General features: G+C 37.9%; 12 protein-coding genes. 3 read left to right on the forward strand and 9 right to left on the reverse strand.

Features of this window, described 5'->3' with window-relative positions:
- Nucleotides 1-81: 81 nt before the first annotated feature.
- Nucleotides 82-1,515: a sulfotransferase gene (locus H5092_RS08485; RefSeq protein ID WP_182733310.1), complete on the forward strand. Its 1,434-nt coding sequence runs from the start codon at nucleotides 82-84 to the stop codon at nucleotides 1,513-1,515.
- A 315-nt stretch (nucleotides 1,516-1,830) separates the two neighbouring features.
- Here the strand turns inward: H5092_RS08485 and H5092_RS08490 are convergent, their stop codons facing one another.
- Nucleotides 1,831-2,733 (reverse strand): alpha/beta fold hydrolase, encoded by a 903-nt coding sequence (locus H5092_RS08490; protein WP_182712354.1) that lies wholly within the window; start codon nucleotides 2,731-2,733, stop codon nucleotides 1,831-1,833.
- A 128-nt stretch (nucleotides 2,734-2,861) separates the two neighbouring features.
- Between H5092_RS08490 and rlmF the strand changes: the two genes are divergently transcribed.
- Both rlmF and ltaE read left to right on the forward strand, forming a co-directional pair.
- A complete protein-coding gene (gene rlmF / locus H5092_RS08495) occupies nucleotides 2,862-3,794 on the forward strand; it encodes a 23S rRNA (adenine(1618)-N(6))-methyltransferase RlmF (protein ID WP_182733311.1) in 933 nt (310 codons plus the stop codon).
- A 40-nt stretch (nucleotides 3,795-3,834) separates the two neighbouring features.
- Nucleotides 3,835-4,839 (forward strand): low-specificity L-threonine aldolase, encoded by a 1,005-nt coding sequence (ltaE, locus tag H5092_RS08500; protein ID WP_182733312.1) that lies wholly within the window; start codon nucleotides 3,835-3,837, stop codon nucleotides 4,837-4,839.
- On the opposite strand, the gene H5092_RS08505 is transcribed toward ltaE, so the two are convergent.
- The 8 genes from H5092_RS08505 to H5092_RS08540 form a co-directional block, all read right to left on the reverse strand.
- Nucleotides 4,822-5,406 carry a thymidine kinase gene (locus H5092_RS08505; protein ID WP_182716316.1) on the reverse strand — a complete coding sequence of 195 codons (585 nt, stop codon included), beginning with the start codon at nucleotides 5,404-5,406 and terminating at the stop codon, nucleotides 4,822-4,824. The genes ltaE and H5092_RS08505 overlap by 18 nt on opposite strands.
- A gap of 82 nt (nucleotides 5,407-5,488) precedes the next feature.
- The gene (locus H5092_RS08510; RefSeq protein WP_182716315.1) at nucleotides 5,489-6,283 is read right to left on the reverse strand and encodes an amino acid ABC transporter substrate-binding protein; all 795 of its coding nucleotides are present in this window, start codon (nucleotides 6,281-6,283) and stop codon (nucleotides 5,489-5,491) included.
- 72 nt (nucleotides 6,284-6,355) lie between these two features.
- Nucleotides 6,356-6,826 carry a methylated-DNA--[protein]-cysteine S-methyltransferase gene (locus H5092_RS08515; protein WP_182716314.1) on the reverse strand — a complete coding sequence of 157 codons (471 nt, stop codon included), beginning with the start codon at nucleotides 6,824-6,826 and terminating at the stop codon, nucleotides 6,356-6,358.
- A complete protein-coding gene (locus H5092_RS08520; protein ID WP_182733313.1) occupies nucleotides 6,826-8,178 on the reverse strand; it encodes a DNA-3-methyladenine glycosylase 2 family protein in 1,353 nt (450 codons plus the stop codon). Before H5092_RS08520 ends, H5092_RS08515 begins: the two co-directional genes overlap by 1 nt.
- Nucleotides 8,179-8,252: 74 nt before the next feature.
- The gene (locus H5092_RS08525) at nucleotides 8,253-8,864 is read right to left on the reverse strand and encodes a superoxide dismutase (RefSeq protein WP_154902934.1); all 612 of its coding nucleotides are present in this window, start codon (nucleotides 8,862-8,864) and stop codon (nucleotides 8,253-8,255) included.
- 22 nt (nucleotides 8,865-8,886) lie between these two features.
- Nucleotides 8,887-9,393 (reverse strand): hypothetical protein, encoded by a 507-nt coding sequence (locus tag H5092_RS08530; protein ID WP_182724041.1) that lies wholly within the window; start codon nucleotides 9,391-9,393, stop codon nucleotides 8,887-8,889.
- A gap of 79 nt (nucleotides 9,394-9,472) precedes the next feature.
- Complete coding sequence (locus H5092_RS08535) at nucleotides 9,473-9,955, reverse strand: GNAT family N-acetyltransferase (RefSeq protein ID WP_024608844.1); 483 nt, start codon at nucleotides 9,953-9,955, stop codon at nucleotides 9,473-9,475.
- Nucleotides 9,956-9,967: 12 nt separating this feature from the next.
- Complete coding sequence (locus tag H5092_RS08540) at nucleotides 9,968-14,731, reverse strand: PAS domain-containing protein (RefSeq protein ID WP_182733314.1); 4,764 nt, start codon at nucleotides 14,729-14,731, stop codon at nucleotides 9,968-9,970.
- Nucleotides 14,732-14,974: the final 243 nt, after the last annotated feature.

The following is a 14,974-nucleotide window of genomic DNA, read 5'->3' on the forward strand; positions in this document are numbered from 1 at the left end:
TCTATATGAATAATTTTTAACGCAGTGAGTACGCTATTTAATGCGATAGAATGATTATTTTTTAATAAAATTGGTATAACTATGCTACTTGAAAAAGCCAACCAACTACTGCAACAAAATAAACTCAAAGAAGCCGAGTTCCATTTTAAAGCAATTTTAAATAGTAACCCTGAAAATGGTGAGGCTTTATTTGGCTTAGGCAGAATTGCCTTACGACTTGAACGTTACGACGCTGCTGTATACCTACTCCAAAAAGCCTGTGAGCGCTTGCCTCATATGCTTGAACCATTACATGCCCTTGCTGATGCTTTTAACGGTGTTCATTCGCCAAACGATGCGCTAACGGTGCTTGAATACGCAAAAAAATTAGCAAGTCATAATCCAGAACCTCATTATTACTTAGCACAGCACTATTTAACACATGGCGAGTTAGATAAAGCTCATACAACTTTTGCTCATGCACTCAGCATTGGTGTATACCCTGTAACAGCCTATATTTTATTTGAACTTGTACAATTAGGTCGCTTTGATAAAGAACATAATTATGTAAGTAATTTGCACCACTTATTAACTCAAACTAGTAATTTACGTTTAAAAATGGTGTGTTACTACGCATTAGCAAACAGTTACGATGCACTTGAGGATACCGAGCAAGCATTTAATTATTTTATATTGGCGAATAAATTACAAAAAAAATTAAGTGAATTTAACACTAGAGATTTAATCCCTTTTTACGATGAAATAATAAAATACAACACCGAGGAGTTTATAGCCTCTGCCGATAAAAAATTTACGGGTAATATCACGCCTGTATTTATTATTGGCATGCCTCGTAGTGGCTCTACCCTTGTGGAGCAAATGTTGGCAAGCCATAGTCAGTTTTCGAGCCTAGGAGAGAGCACGAGTATTAGTAATAACGCAGTTGCTTTTATCGAACAAAAAACGGGAGTGACTTACCCGCAATGTTTAGCACATTTAACGCCGGATTTAATCAAAAAAGCCCGCGAGCTGTATATCACAACATTAAAAACAGCATCGCCCATCAGACCTTTTATAATAAATAAACTGCCGAGTAATTATCAGTCGCTCGGACTTATATATATTCTATTTCCAAATGCTAAATTTATAAATTTAAGTCGTGATTTTAATGCCACCGCATTTTCTATCTTCACTAATTACTTTGCTGAAAACGAGCCTTACTTTTGCTCACTACCTGAGTTTAAGCTTTATCATAAGTTGTATGAAAAATTGATGAGCCATTGGCACTCTTTTAAAGAGATGCCAATTTATGATGTCAGTTACGAAGATTTAGTGAGTAACCCAAAAGAGCAGCTAACGCAGTTACTTGGTTTTTTAAACTGTAGTTTTGAAGAGCGCTGCTTAGCATTTTATAAACAAAAAACACCGGTAACGACCTTGAGTAAACATGCTATTCGCCAACCTATTAATAACGCCGCAATCGCTAAGTGGGAGCGTTACAAAACACCTCTTCTAAAGTTACTTGATGAGAATTAATTAGGGCCTGTTTATCTTTCGAGGTTAAATTTGCAGTAGGCTGTTTGGTATTTAGGCAAGGCAGAGCCTATGTAGTGTGGTTGTTCCCCATAAATAGGCGATAACGCAGCATAAAGACCAAACATCCACTGCCCTTTGGGTTCTCTCTAGGGACGATTAACTCTTTGTTGCTCGGTTTTTACTTATTCTTACATGGATGTAAGCCAGTAGGGTAACGCAGGAGCAGTTACCGAGCCCACTAGGTTACAAACTTCGCGCCGTGATTAAATCTTCCTTGGATTGAACAAATTTTAATCCTGAAAGGTCAACAGGCCCTTACGGATGTGCTTTAAACCAATTAAGTAAATCTTTAAATTGATCATCACGCGCACTTGGGTGGGTAAGCATATTAATATGATCGTAATCAAAATTATGCCCGTGTTTACGACCGTAAATTTGCATTTGTTGAATGCCTAGCCCCGATTCGTCCATAAATTTTTGAATATCGATTGGTTGCGCTAATGCTTTATCTTTTACCGCAGCAATATGAAGCGTTGGCGGTAAATGCAGGTTGTTTAGCGCTTTTGCATAATCAAAATTATCATCAGAATCTATCCATGGCTTCTTTTTAGCCCATTGCATACTTTGATAATGCGACTTTTGAGTTTCGTTATCGCTGCCCCACTTATAACCTTTAGCATTTAAATAGCCATGTTTTTTAGCAAGTAAAGGCGCCATAAAATACCAAATTAAATTGGCTTGTAATAATTTTTGAGGATGATTATTAAATAAAGAACGCTTAGAGCCAAAATACACACATGCTTTAACGTCGTTAATATATTCTGGAAAACGTGCAAACGCGCTGTTCATCAATACCCCGCCCCAAGAGTGAGCAACCCAGTAGTCTGGCTTTTTGCCTTCAATCAACTCTATTTGCTTAATAAAGGCAGGGATGTCTTCTAGGATAGACTCAGTTTGTCCATATTCGGACTCGCTCGAAATGATTGGCTTGCTATCACCTCGGCCACGTAAATCAGCCACATAACATCTATACCCATGCTCAGCTAAAAAAGGGGCAAGTCCTTTATTAGAGTGCGTGTAAAAAATCTTACCGTTTTCTATTGCTCCATGCATAAAAAATACGATAGGCCCTTGCTGATCTTCATCGCTAATACGGCGTAAATGAAGTGTTTGCTGATCAGCTACATTAATAATTATTGATTGCTGAGAAATTGCCACAGTTATTCCTTTTTATTATTTTCAACTCATCCTACCAGTAATATTAAATATACCAAAGGAAATGTCTGCACTTTACTCATCAGCATTTGTTACAATCACCACATCATATCTGTTGTTAAAATGAAGCCATGAAAGAAAATAAAGCACGTTCAAAATTACACCCTCGTAACCTACATAAAAATGGGTACGACTTCGATTTATTAACAACAGAGCATCCTGCTCTACTGCCCTTTGTTATAACCACACCTGCAGGGACTAAAAGCATTGATTTTAGTGACAACAAGGCTGTTAAAACACTCAATCAAGCTCTTTTAAAAGCACATTATAATATTGATTTTTGGGATATTCCCGAGCACAACTTATGCCCACCTATACCTGGGCGTGTTGACTACATTCACTACTTGGCCGACCTATTAAGTGATGATAATCAACAACAAATACCTTTAGGTAAGCAAATTAAAGTGCTTGATATTGGCACTGGCGCTAACTTAGTTTATCCGCTTACTGGTACAAGTGAATATAAATGGCATTTTACTGGGACTGATATTGATACAGCCTCGGTGAAAATAGCAAAGCAAATAGCCCAGTTTAATGGTTTAAAAATAACCCTAAAACAACAAAAAAACGCATCACATATTTTTGAAGGCGTTATAAATCAAAAAGATCTATACCATTTAACGCTCTGTAACCCTCCGTTTCATGCAAGTGAAGAAGAGGCAAGTAAAGGCAGTGAACGTAAATGGAAAAACTTAGGAAAAACACCCAGTAGCACGCTTAATTTTGGTGGTCATAATAATGAATTGTGGTGCGAAGGCGGTGAAGTACAGTTTATCTCTAATATGGTTAAAGAAAGCGAAGACTTTGCAGAGCAAGTACTGTGGTTTACGTCGTTAGTCTCTAAAAAAGATAATATTGCAGCCCTTGAAGAAGTATTAAAAGCTCACCCAATAGCACAGTATAAAATTGTTGATATGGCACAAGGTCAAAAAATTAGCCGCTTTATTGCATGGACCTACTTTGATAAAGACACTCGTGAGCAAATTTGTAGCGAGCTTGATTAATACCAATTTTATTAAAAATAATAAAAAGGATAAGGCAATCATGATAGATTTTCGCTCTGATACAGTTACAAAACCAACAAAAGAAATGCGCGATATTATGTACAACGCACCGGTTGGTGACGATGTATATGGTGATGATGAAAGCGTTAACCAACTAGAAGCCTATGCGTGTAAGCGTTTTAATTTTGAAGCCGCACTTTATTGTAGCTCAGGCACACAAGCCAACTTACTTGCGTTAATGGCGCACTGTGAGCGAGGTGACGAATACATTTGTGGCCAAAATGCTCACAATTATAAGTTTGAAGGTGGTGGCGCAGCTGTTTTAGGGTCTGTGCAACCACAGCCTATTGAAAACGATGCTGATGGCAGTATACCTTTTAGTAAAATAGCGACGGCTATAAAACCAGACGATTGTCATTTTGCAAAAACGCGATTGCTCAGCTTAGAAAATACCATTGGCGGAAAAGTACTCCCGCTTGAGTACTTAGCCCAAGCACGTGACTTTGTTAATACGCATAGTTTAGCGCTGCACTTAGACGGCGCACGTGCTTTTAATGCCGCTGTTGAGCTAAAAGTTGATATCACTGAAATTACAAAGCACTTTGACTCAGTTTCTATTTGTTTATCTAAAGGTTTGGGGGCGCCCGTAGGCTCTTTATTATTAGGCTCACCAGCACTTATTAATAAAGCAAGACGATGGAGAAAAGTACTTGGTGGCGGTATGCGCCAAGCCGGAATGCTTGCAGCCGCTGGACAATTTGCACTTGAGCACAATGTAGAGCGCTTAAAAGACGATCATGAAAATGCACGTTATTTGGCTCAACAATTAAGTGAAATCAGTGGCTTTACTGTCGATATGACTAACACCACTAATATGGTTTACGCAACATACAGTAGCAGTATAAATATTAAAGATATTGCTGAAGCGCTTAAACAACAAGGCATATTATTTAGCCCAAGCAAGCAGCTTAGGCTAGTTACGCATTTAGATATAACCCGCGAAGATATTGATACATTTTTAAATGCTTTATCGGCCCATATTTAACGCGGCTTTATAATGTTTGCGGCATACCGAAACATATCGGTCATTGCCGCCAATTTCTACTTGGTTACCATCGGCTATTGCTTCGCCATTTTCATCGGTACGCAGTACATGGTTTGCTTTACGTCCACAGTGGCAAACAGTTTTAAGCTCAACTAACTTATCAGCCCACGCAAGCAAATATTGCGACCCTATAAATAGCTCGCCTCTAAAGTCGTTACGCAGGCCATAACACAATACCGGTATACCGAGTTCATCAACCACATCGGTTAATTGCATTACTTGTTCTTTTGATAAAAATTGGCACTCGTCAACTAACACACAATGGCGCTTTTTATCATCATTGAGTGATTGAATAAGATCAAAAACATCTTTACTGGCATCAAATACATGCGCATCAGCTTGCAACCCAATACGAGACGATACTTTACCCACGCCTTGTCTATCATCAATGGCAGCAGTCAGGATCACAGGTTCCATGCCACGTTCTTTATAATTAAATGCAGATTGTAATAACGTGGTTGATTTACCTGCATTCATTGCAGAGTAGTAAAAGTATAATTGAGCCATTGCGGTGCCATTTTATAAAAAGTGCGCTTATGCTACCTTAATATTAAATTAATACCAATTTACAAACGCGAATTTAATGAGTTTATTTAAGTGTTTGTAAGTATTTAATATACACAGGTGCACTTTCAAATTTTGATAACCACTGCCACATTTCCCAACTTAGAGCATTATTTTCTTCATAGAATTTTTTTGAAAAAACAAGATAACCATGGCTAGTTTCGTAAGGGGGAAAAATAGGTTTAACATTATTACCCTCATACGGATAACTCGACACTTTTAAGCCATCTACTTGGCATAGATCAACGCTCGCCTGCACTACCCCCTTATCTAGCAACTCAAAAGCTTTGCTTTTAGAAAACGTATTATGAATAAAAAATGGTTCTTCTTTTAACGCGCTATTTAGCCCATAACCATTAGGAATAGCTATCGTAAATGCTTTATTTTGAAATACTTCACGAGTCTCCCATTCCTTATGAAATTTATAACGCCCTATAAGACAGCTGCCAAATTCACTTACTGCGTAGTCATCTTGTAACTTACCTTGCTCATCAACAGGATAAACAGCAACGTTTTCTCGCCCTTTGCGGTAACTTGCAATAACAGCATTAACTCGATTAAATTCTAAATCGTTTAAGCATCTACGCCATGGCTTTCTAACAAATGATATTGCTACATTGGGCAATGCTAAATCAAGTTGTTGAAGTATTTCGATTGATGCACCAGGTTTATCTGTTGGTATATTTTGGCCATCACCTAAAAACATGGGTGCTATATTTTTGTCTTCGTAACAAAACACGAGACTTTGCGGCTTGCTAAACGCAGTAGCGGTAAACATTAAACTGGCAATAAAAAAGTACACTAAGCTATTAATACGCATAATAATTTTTATTAGTTGATTATTTAAATTATAGGTTGAGTTAAGCAGACTGGCTATATTTTATCAATTAATTTACATTAATCCTTCGTGTTTCAGCAACCACAGTTTCCTTTCAAGCCCACCAGCATAGCCCGTTAACTTTGCATTTGCGCCAATAATGCGGTGGCACGGTACAATAATACTAATCGGATTTTTACCATTAGCAGCGCCTACTGCCCTCACTGCTTTTGGGTTATTGAGTTGGTTAGCAATATAGCCGTATGTTTGCGATTGTCCAAAAGGCACCGTTAATAGTGCTTGCCATACACTTTGCTGAAATACCGTACCGGTTGTATCAAGTGGTACATCAAACATAGTGCGTTTTTTTGCAAAGTACTCATTTAACTGCGCAGCGCAAATAAGCACCGCCTTGTTAGTAACTTGCTCAAATGGCGTATAAGAGTGCTCAACTGGAGGATAAAACCCAACATAACTCACACCTTTATCAGTCGCTTGAATAATTATGTCGTCTATAGGGCTCGAAATTGATGTTTGAATGATCATTATAATTGCTGCCAAAGTTGAAACGTTAAGTAAGAGCGAAAAGGAGCGCAATTAGCAGGCTCAAAAGGGTTTGCCGCCGCTTGAGCTTTTTTAACACCTAAGTCGCCATCAAGTAATATATCGGGTTGGCTTTGTCCTCGCAGCTTTGCATAATTTACTGTCCAAGGACCAATTCCCTTTAAGCTAAGCCATTCGTCTAAATCGTCATTTTCAGGATTTAGTGCACAAAATTGGGCTAAGTTGTGTAGCGCATTTTTGCGTGCTTGTGGCATTTTAAAAAATGCAAAATCACTATTAGCAACAATTTTAGCCGTAGGAAAATAAACGGCATCGCCCTCTTTTTCGCCTAATTCATCAACTAACTTTGTTACTAAATTATGCGCTGCAGTAACACTCACTTGTTGCCCAAGTACCGCTCTTATACCGGCTTCAAAACTTGACCAAATCCCCGGAAGTCTGAGCCCTTCGCACACTGTAAACGCATTGTTTATATTGGCGCTTAAATGCGTTTCAATTAAATTAATATCGGCATCTAAATCAAGCACACGGCGTATATTATTTATAACTGTTTGTAAGTACGCCGTATTGTCTATATTGATAGACACACTAAAGTGGTTTTTACTCGCTATAAATTCAGCGGTAAAGCTTCCTTTATATTTCTCAGTTGCAAAAGTACGCCCGTAGCTCGTTTGTGTTATCCACTCCATTGGTTTTATCAAGCGCCTTTGTAAAAAGCCCTGCAAAGCAGGCCAATTATAAGGCGGCCTAAATGGCAGGGTTAAAGTGAGTGTTGACGTTGGCTTTTTATCGCCACTGCGCAGCTTCGAGGGAGCTATATTTAACTGCTGTAAAAATGCATCATTAAAGCGCCTAATGCTTTTAAAGCCTGCGGAAAACGCTATTTCGGTAAGGGGTAAATGTGTTTCTTGAATCAGTTTTTTAGCAAAGTGGCATTGGTTAAATAATCGATATTGCGTAATCGACACGCCAAAATACTGCTTAAACAACTGCCTTAAATAACGACTACTTACGCCTAAACGAGCTGCTAATTTTTCGCAGTCGTGCTCGTCATTTTGATCTATTAAATGTTTTGCTCTAAGTGCCGTCGTTTTTGTACCCTGCCATGCTGCGCTGCCTGGGGCACTATCGGGCCTGCAACGAATACAGGGCCTAAAACCATCTTGCGCCGCGTTATGGGCAAACTGATAATAAGCAACGTTTTTTTCGTGAGCCGTTGGTGCAGGGCAAATTGGTCTGCAATAAATACCGGTACTTTTTACCGCTACGTAAAAAAGCCCGTCAAAACGAGGATCGCGACTCTGACGTGCTTTTTGCCAATGTGAAGTGTACATAAACGGCTCTATAAATTAATCTAATAGAGCCTAGCTTATAGAAAATAAACTGTATTACTAGCCATATTCGGCACTCAACTTATTGCGGCTAGGTAGCGTTTTTCAACTTCAGTCCAATTAATTACATTATAAAAAGCAGCAATATAGTCAGGACGCTTATTTTGATACTTCAAATAGTAGGCATGCTCCCATACATCAAGTCCCAAAATAGGGGTATTTCCCTGCATTAAAGGGCAATCTTGATTAGCACTATTTTCTACAATCAACTTTTTATCTGGGGTCACACATAGCCACGCCCAACCACTGCCAAATTGACTAATTGCAGCAGCAGTAAATTGATCTTTAAACTTATCAAAACTGCCAAACTGTTCATTTATTGCCTGAGCTACACTACCTTCAGGTTCCCCTCCTCCTTCTGGGCTCATTACTTGCCAAAATAAGCTGTGATTAAAATGCCCTCCTACATGCTCTTGTACTGCTTTTTGTAAATTACTAGGCAGGCTGTTTATTCCCTTAAGTAATTTTTCAGCATTTGCGGTTGCATAAACAGTATCTGCTAAAGCAGCATTGGCTTTATTGATATACGTTTGATGATGCAATGTGTGGTGAATATGCATTGTTTTACCATCAATATGAGGCTCAAGCGCATCGTACTCATAGTTAAGTGCAGGCAAAGTAAAAGCCATAAATACTCCTTTTTCTTTTAAATTAGTGCAGTTGATTGTTTGTAGTGCTCTCTGAGCATAAGCAAAAATTCACTTGCTCTATTAGCTCAGGTAAAAAATGATAGCGTCTTGCAAATAATACAAGTTCAGAGGACGTTTTAGTGTAATGATGCTTACTCACTTTTTGTATATCGTAATGAGTATGCTTAATTAGCGAACAGAGTGTTAAGTGTACTTCGCATAGCCATTTGCATGCATTTTCAGGCTGTTGCATAGCTATATAGGTGTCAGCTAAATTATGCGACGCAACAACAAGTGCAGGTATGCAATGCTCAATAGCATGGATGACATTGTTATTAATCTGAGCATATAAAAACTGCTGAAGAAGATGATCTGCAAGTGTTTTAGCTAATAAGTATTTATCGCGGGCTTCGAGAAGTGCACCTTGTTCAAATGCATAATTACCTTGCATTATATTCGACTGCCAAGGGCTTAATGCTTGATCAAGACAAAGTAAATCTGAGTGGGATTGTTTTTGGTTTGAGATCATATAATCATCTGCACGTTTATTTATGGGAGTGTACTTAACTTACACACCCATAAACCTAAATGCAAATGATTTTCATTAACTATTTAGCAAAGTCTAGTAATTCCTGCCCTGTTAAGCGATATATAATCCATTCGTTTTGCGGCTTTGCACCAATGCTATTGTAAAAATCGATAGCGGGTTTATTCCAATCAAGCACTACCCATTCAAAACGACCACAGTCATTACTAATCGCCTTATTAGCTAAGTGCTTCATAATGGCTTTACCTGCACCATTGCCACGGCTATCTGGGCTTACGTATAAATCTTCAAGGTATAGGCCATTTTTACCTAACCAGGTAGAGTAATTATAAAAATATACCGCAAAACCAATTGGCTCATCACCTTCTAAACAAATTATGCTGTGCGCAGTTGCACCTTCACTAAACAGAGTATCTAAAATTGCCTGCTCGTCTGTTTTTACTGCATCAGGTTCTTTTTCATATATGGCAAGTTCGGTAATAAAGTGCAAAATTGTTTTTGCGTCACTTGGTTTTGCATCACGTATTATAACGGGTTGGCTCATTGTATTTTTACCTTAAATATACTGCTCTAATTTATCTTTTAAAATATCTAATTGAATAGGTTTACTCAAGTAATCATCCATTCCAGCTGTTATACAACGCTCTTTATCTGAGTTCATTGCATTTGCGGTGATAGCGATTATTTTAATGTTTTTATGCTGTATGCCCGCCACGCCTTTACGAATAGCAGCGGTTGCAGCAAAACCATCCATAACTGGCATTTGGCAATCCATAAGTACGAGCTTAAAGTATCCTGAATCATGCGCTTCTAATATATCAATCGCTAATTGGCCATTCCCAGCAATAGTAACGTCACAATTAAGCTTTTTGAGCATTAATTTAGCCACCTGTTGGTTAATTGGATTATCTTCCACCAGTAGTATTTGGGAAGACTCCTGCATTTTTTCTTTTTTAAGTGAGGAAATATAGCCTGACGTAACAAGTGGGAGCGCCTCGCCTGCAGCATTACTCGTTATAACCGACAGTGCAGAAATTAAATCGGCAGTGGTTACAGGTTTGGGGAAATATGCCTGAAAGCCTGCATTAGAATAGCGCTGCGCACCTTCCATACCAGCAATACTGGTCATCATTACAAGTGGCATTGATTTATAATGTTCATGTGCTTTTAGTGCTTTACACAGCTCTATACCATCCATTCCTGGCATTTGCATATCAAGCACTGCAATGTCATACATGCAATTGTTACTTTTATACTGCTGCGCGCACATATCAAGAGCTTCGCGTGCGTCACATGCAAGCGCAACCTTAGCGCCCCAGTGCTCAAGCTGCTGTGAAATTACAATTCGATTTGTCTCGTTATCATCAACAACCAAAACGGTTAGCTCTTCCATATTAATATTAGGAATATAACGTTCTTTTTGATCTCCCGGAGTCAGCATTATAGTGGCAGTAAAAGTACTCCCTTTACCGGCTTCGCTAGAGAGAGAGATAGCTCCCCCCATTAGTTCACAAAGCTGCTTACAAATAGCCAGCCCTAAGCCACTGCCTCCATATTCACGCGTTGTTGATGCATCGACTTGAGAGAAAGGGGTAAATAATTGCTCTTGTTTTTCTAAACTAATTCCTATGCCTGAGTCCTTTATACTTACAACAAACTCTAAACCTTGAGCTACTTTATTAATTTTCGCGCTTACAACAACCTCGCCTTGACTCGTAAACTTAACGGCGTTGCTTAATAAATTAGTAATAACTTGGCGAATGCGCCCAGGATCGCCGCATAACTGCGAAGGCTCTAGCGCTACCAGATCCAAAATAATTTCAATACCTTTGTCTTGAGCTGTAAATGCTTGTGCGGCAGCAACTTCACCAATTAAATCACGTCCATTAAAGTTAATCTCTTCAAGCTCGATTTTACCTGCTTCAGCTTTAGAGAAATCTAAAATATCATTAATTACACCCAATAAAGAATGTGCACTTTTTTTGGCTATATCTACTTTTGTTTCTATTGGTTTAGATAACGACTCTAATTGAACAAGCTCTAGCATGCCGAGTACGCCATTCATCGGCGTTCTAATTTCATGGCTCATGGTTGCTAAAAATTGGCTCTTAGCAATGGCTGCATCTTCAGCTTTCACGAGTGCTACTTTTAGCTCCTCACTAATTACTTTTCGTTTTTGAGAAACTAAAGTGCTTCCCACTAAAGTAGCTAATGAGCGAAGATACGTTTCTTCACTTTGCGTCCAGTTGTGATGCTCGCCTACTGTTTCAGCGCACAAAATACCTAAATTACCATCGCCTGTTGCAATTACAGCATCAAGCATCGATTTAATATTTAGTGGTGTTACATATGCTTCAATAAAATCAACAGTTGCTGAGTGAGTATAAACATCATCAATAGCCACTAAATTATGTTTATAAATAGCATTAAAATAAGCTGGGTAGTCTTTAGCAGTTAAAATAGCGTCGGTATCTACAAACCCTTGACCATTTATATATAAGCAATGACACGTCATCACATCTCGTTTTTCGTTAAAGATCCATATCGAAGCTCGTGTAACATTTAGCACTTCACACATAGATTTAACGGCTAGCTTTTTAACCTGTTCTACATCACTATTTTGCACCTCAGGTGCGACTGTAAGCGCGGCTAAATTTTTGTTATAACGATTTGCTTTTTCGCTCTCAAGTTCAAGTCGTTTATGTGCATCAATACTTTGAAATGAACCAAACACACGTACACATTTACCGTCTTTAAGCTCAGCTTGGCCCATCGATTTAACCCAACGCTCTTGCCCAGAATAGGTCAAAATAATAAGCTCTACACTCCAGCTTTCACCTAAAGTCACTGCGCACTCAAATAAGGTACTTATAGTATCTCGGTGTATGCCTGGTTTATAAAAGTTAATAGCGGTATCTATGCTCGGTTCAAAGTCCTCTGGTACTTCGTGAATAACTTTAACTTCATCAGACCAATAAAGTGTATGCGCATCTAAGTCCATCTCCCATGCGCCAATCTGCCCTTGCTTACTCATTGATTCAAGTAGGCTTTGCTGACGATTTATTTTTAACTGTGTATTGTAACGCTCTGTAATATCAAAAATAAATCCATCTAAATACAATATGCTGCCATCATCTGCGTAAATGGCTTGGCCTTTTTCATTTACCCAATGTAAGGAGCCATCGCGGGCTGTAATCCTATACTCAACAGACCATGACTGCTTAGCGCTAACACAACGTAGAATTTCATCTTTTATTTTTTTAGAATCGTCTTCGCATATCAAATCAAAAAAGCTGGGGGGTTCATCATGTATCAACTCATCAGGTGAATAACCTGTTATTCCACTCGCTTGCTCGCTCATATAAAGCATGCTTAATTTATTATCAAACTTACATCGATAAATAATGCCAGGGATATTTGATACCAAAGATGCAAACCTATCGCGGCTTCCTTGTAGCTCAAGCTCTGTAGATTTTCGTTCTGATATATCTAAATGCGTACCTATCATACGTTTTGGAGAGCCATCGGTATTCCACTCAACTACTTTTGCAGTATCGAGTACCCAAATCCAATGTCCATTTTTATGCTTCATGCGGGCTTCACTAACAAAATAGTCAGTCTCACCGGCAAAGTGCTCTTGAAGTTTTTTATTTGATATCACTAAGTCGTCTGGGTGAGCATATGTATACCAAGTATCTATAGTACAAGGCTCAATCTCACTGAGTTTGTAACCTATTATCTCGGCCCAGCGGTTATTAAACGTCACTTTATTCGTATCAATATACCAATCCCAAATACCCACGGCTGTTGAGTCTATCACTAACTGTAACTGTGTTTTGTGTTGCTCAAGCTCTAGCTCTTGTACTTTCAGGGCTGTAATGTCATTACGAATAGCAATATAGTTTTGCGGTTTTCCATTTTCATCTAAAAATGGTGCAATCGTCGTATCTACCCAATATATGCCACCATGCTTAGCTTTATTGCATATTTGCCCGTTCCATATATCACCACGTTTAAGCGTTTTATACATATTTTTAAAAAATGCTTTTTCGTGTTTTCCTGAATTTAAAAGGCGATGGTTTTGACCTATTAATTCGTGTTCATCGTAGCCACTAATCTCACAAAATTTCTTATTTACAAAAGTGATGGTGCCATGCAAATCAGTTACAGCAACAATAGCGTGTTCATCTAATGCACTTTTTTGCTCGGCTAATTGTTTTAATGCAATTTGAAGTGCAGAGCGTTGCTTTTGTAATATACTGTGTTGCTCTTCTTTTACGGCTACTAAATTACGTAAACCCAATGAAAGCTGGTTAAACTCAATACTGTCGTTTATTACAGGGACTTTTACCTTATCTCCTTTTGTAATACTTTCAACAATTTTAGCTAAGTTAATTAAAGGTCTAGAAAGTCGACGCCCAAACCACCACGATGACGTTAATATAAGCAGCAATGCCCCCGCATTTGTTAATAAAGCAAGCTGTTTATAAAAATTAGCACCTTGTAGTGCAACTTCTTTTGGTTTTGTTACAAGTAATTGCCATCCAGATTCATTTAAAAACTCTAGAGAATCAATATACCCGTATAAAGTCTCTTCATTTTTATTACTGTAAGAAAAAACACGTTGCGTTGGGGAGCCGTTTTGAGAGAAAAATAGTGGTTGAGAATCTTCTGAATTATTATTTTTTTGAATTTTATTATTATGCATAACATAAAATGTTATGTCTTTATTTGCAGCGTGTATTTTACTTAGATTATTTAATAAGCCGTTTAAATTTATATCTGCGAGCAATATGGCTTGTAGCTTATTTTCGGTATTTACTAACGGTAAGCCAATAATATGATACTCACGCCCTGAGACTGTCATTGACTGAAATTGGATTTTACCTGTATTTTTAATACCAGAGAGTATGTTATTAAAACGTTGATCTTTAATAATATTAAAAAAGGGTGATGAAGGTAGTGATTTAACGAGGTTTACATCAATAAGTTCTACATTATTAACAAAGTCGTACTGCTCAACAAATTGCGCTATTAATTGTTGTTTTTTAGTCGGGCTAATATCAAACTGCGCCCTAAGCAAATATAGATCCTTAACATGCTCTGCAAACCAAATATCAGCAAATTGCTTACCTATATTATTAAGCTCGTTTAGTTCAGCGTCTGCATTTTGCTTAAGCGTGCTATTTACATGTCCAAGGCTAAACCAAGTAAGTATACATAGTGGCCCTAAGGCTATAATTATAAAGGTTATAATTAACTTACTTCGAACAGACTGTCCTTTACCTGTTAATTCATCAAAGTTTAAACCTTTGTGCATGCTTAATATCCAGCAACTTATAATCATTTAATATTACTTACATTAATGCACTAAATATATAAAGACGCAAGTTTTGAGCGGTAAACTCCTTAAAAAATGGGTGTTTAGCGTTACAATATTAAATTCACACTTTTTAAAATATACGCCTTTATTACTAACTTATAATTAGATTTATTGACGCTACCACATCTGTAGCGGTTTTAAACCAGCCATGATATAAGCAATATTCAATTAATACATTTG

It is taken from the genome of Pseudoalteromonas sp. SR41-7 (assembly GCF_014163935.1).
GTDB classification, from domain to species: Bacteria; Pseudomonadota; Gammaproteobacteria; order Enterobacterales; family Alteromonadaceae; genus Pseudoalteromonas; species Pseudoalteromonas distincta.

Coding starts and splice junctions, on each gene's coding strand:
- H5092_RS08485 (WP_182733310.1), top strand. CDS start 82: ATGCTACTTGAAAAAGCCAACCAACTACTGCAACAAAATAAACTCAAA.
- rlmF (WP_182733311.1), top strand. CDS start 2,862: ATGAAAGAAAATAAAGCACGTTCAAAATTACACCCTCGTAACCTACAT.
- ltaE (WP_182733312.1), top strand. CDS start 3,835: ATGATAGATTTTCGCTCTGATACAGTTACAAAACCAACAAAAGAAATG.
- H5092_RS08505 (WP_182716316.1), bottom strand. CDS start 5,406: ATGGCTCAATTATACTTTTACTACTCTGCAATGAATGCAGGTAAATCA.
- H5092_RS08510 (WP_182716315.1), bottom strand. CDS start 6,283: ATGCGTATTAATAGCTTAGTGTACTTTTTTATTGCCAGTTTAATGTTT.
- H5092_RS08515 (WP_182716314.1), bottom strand. CDS start 6,826: ATGATCATTCAAACATCAATTTCGAGCCCTATAGACGACATAATTATT.
- H5092_RS08520 (WP_182733313.1), bottom strand. CDS start 8,178: ATGTACACTTCACATTGGCAAAAAGCACGTCAGAGTCGCGATCCTCGT.
- H5092_RS08525 (WP_154902934.1), bottom strand. CDS start 8,864: ATGGCTTTTACTTTGCCTGCACTTAACTATGAGTACGATGCGCTTGAG.
- H5092_RS08530 (WP_182724041.1), bottom strand. CDS start 9,393: ATGATCTCAAACCAAAAACAATCCCACTCAGATTTACTTTGTCTTGAT.
- H5092_RS08535 (WP_024608844.1), bottom strand. CDS start 9,955: ATGAGCCAACCCGTTATAATACGTGATGCAAAACCAAGTGACGCAAAA.
- H5092_RS08540 (WP_182733314.1), bottom strand. CDS start 14,731: ATGCACAAAGGTTTAAACTTTGATGAATTAACAGGTAAAGGACAGTCT.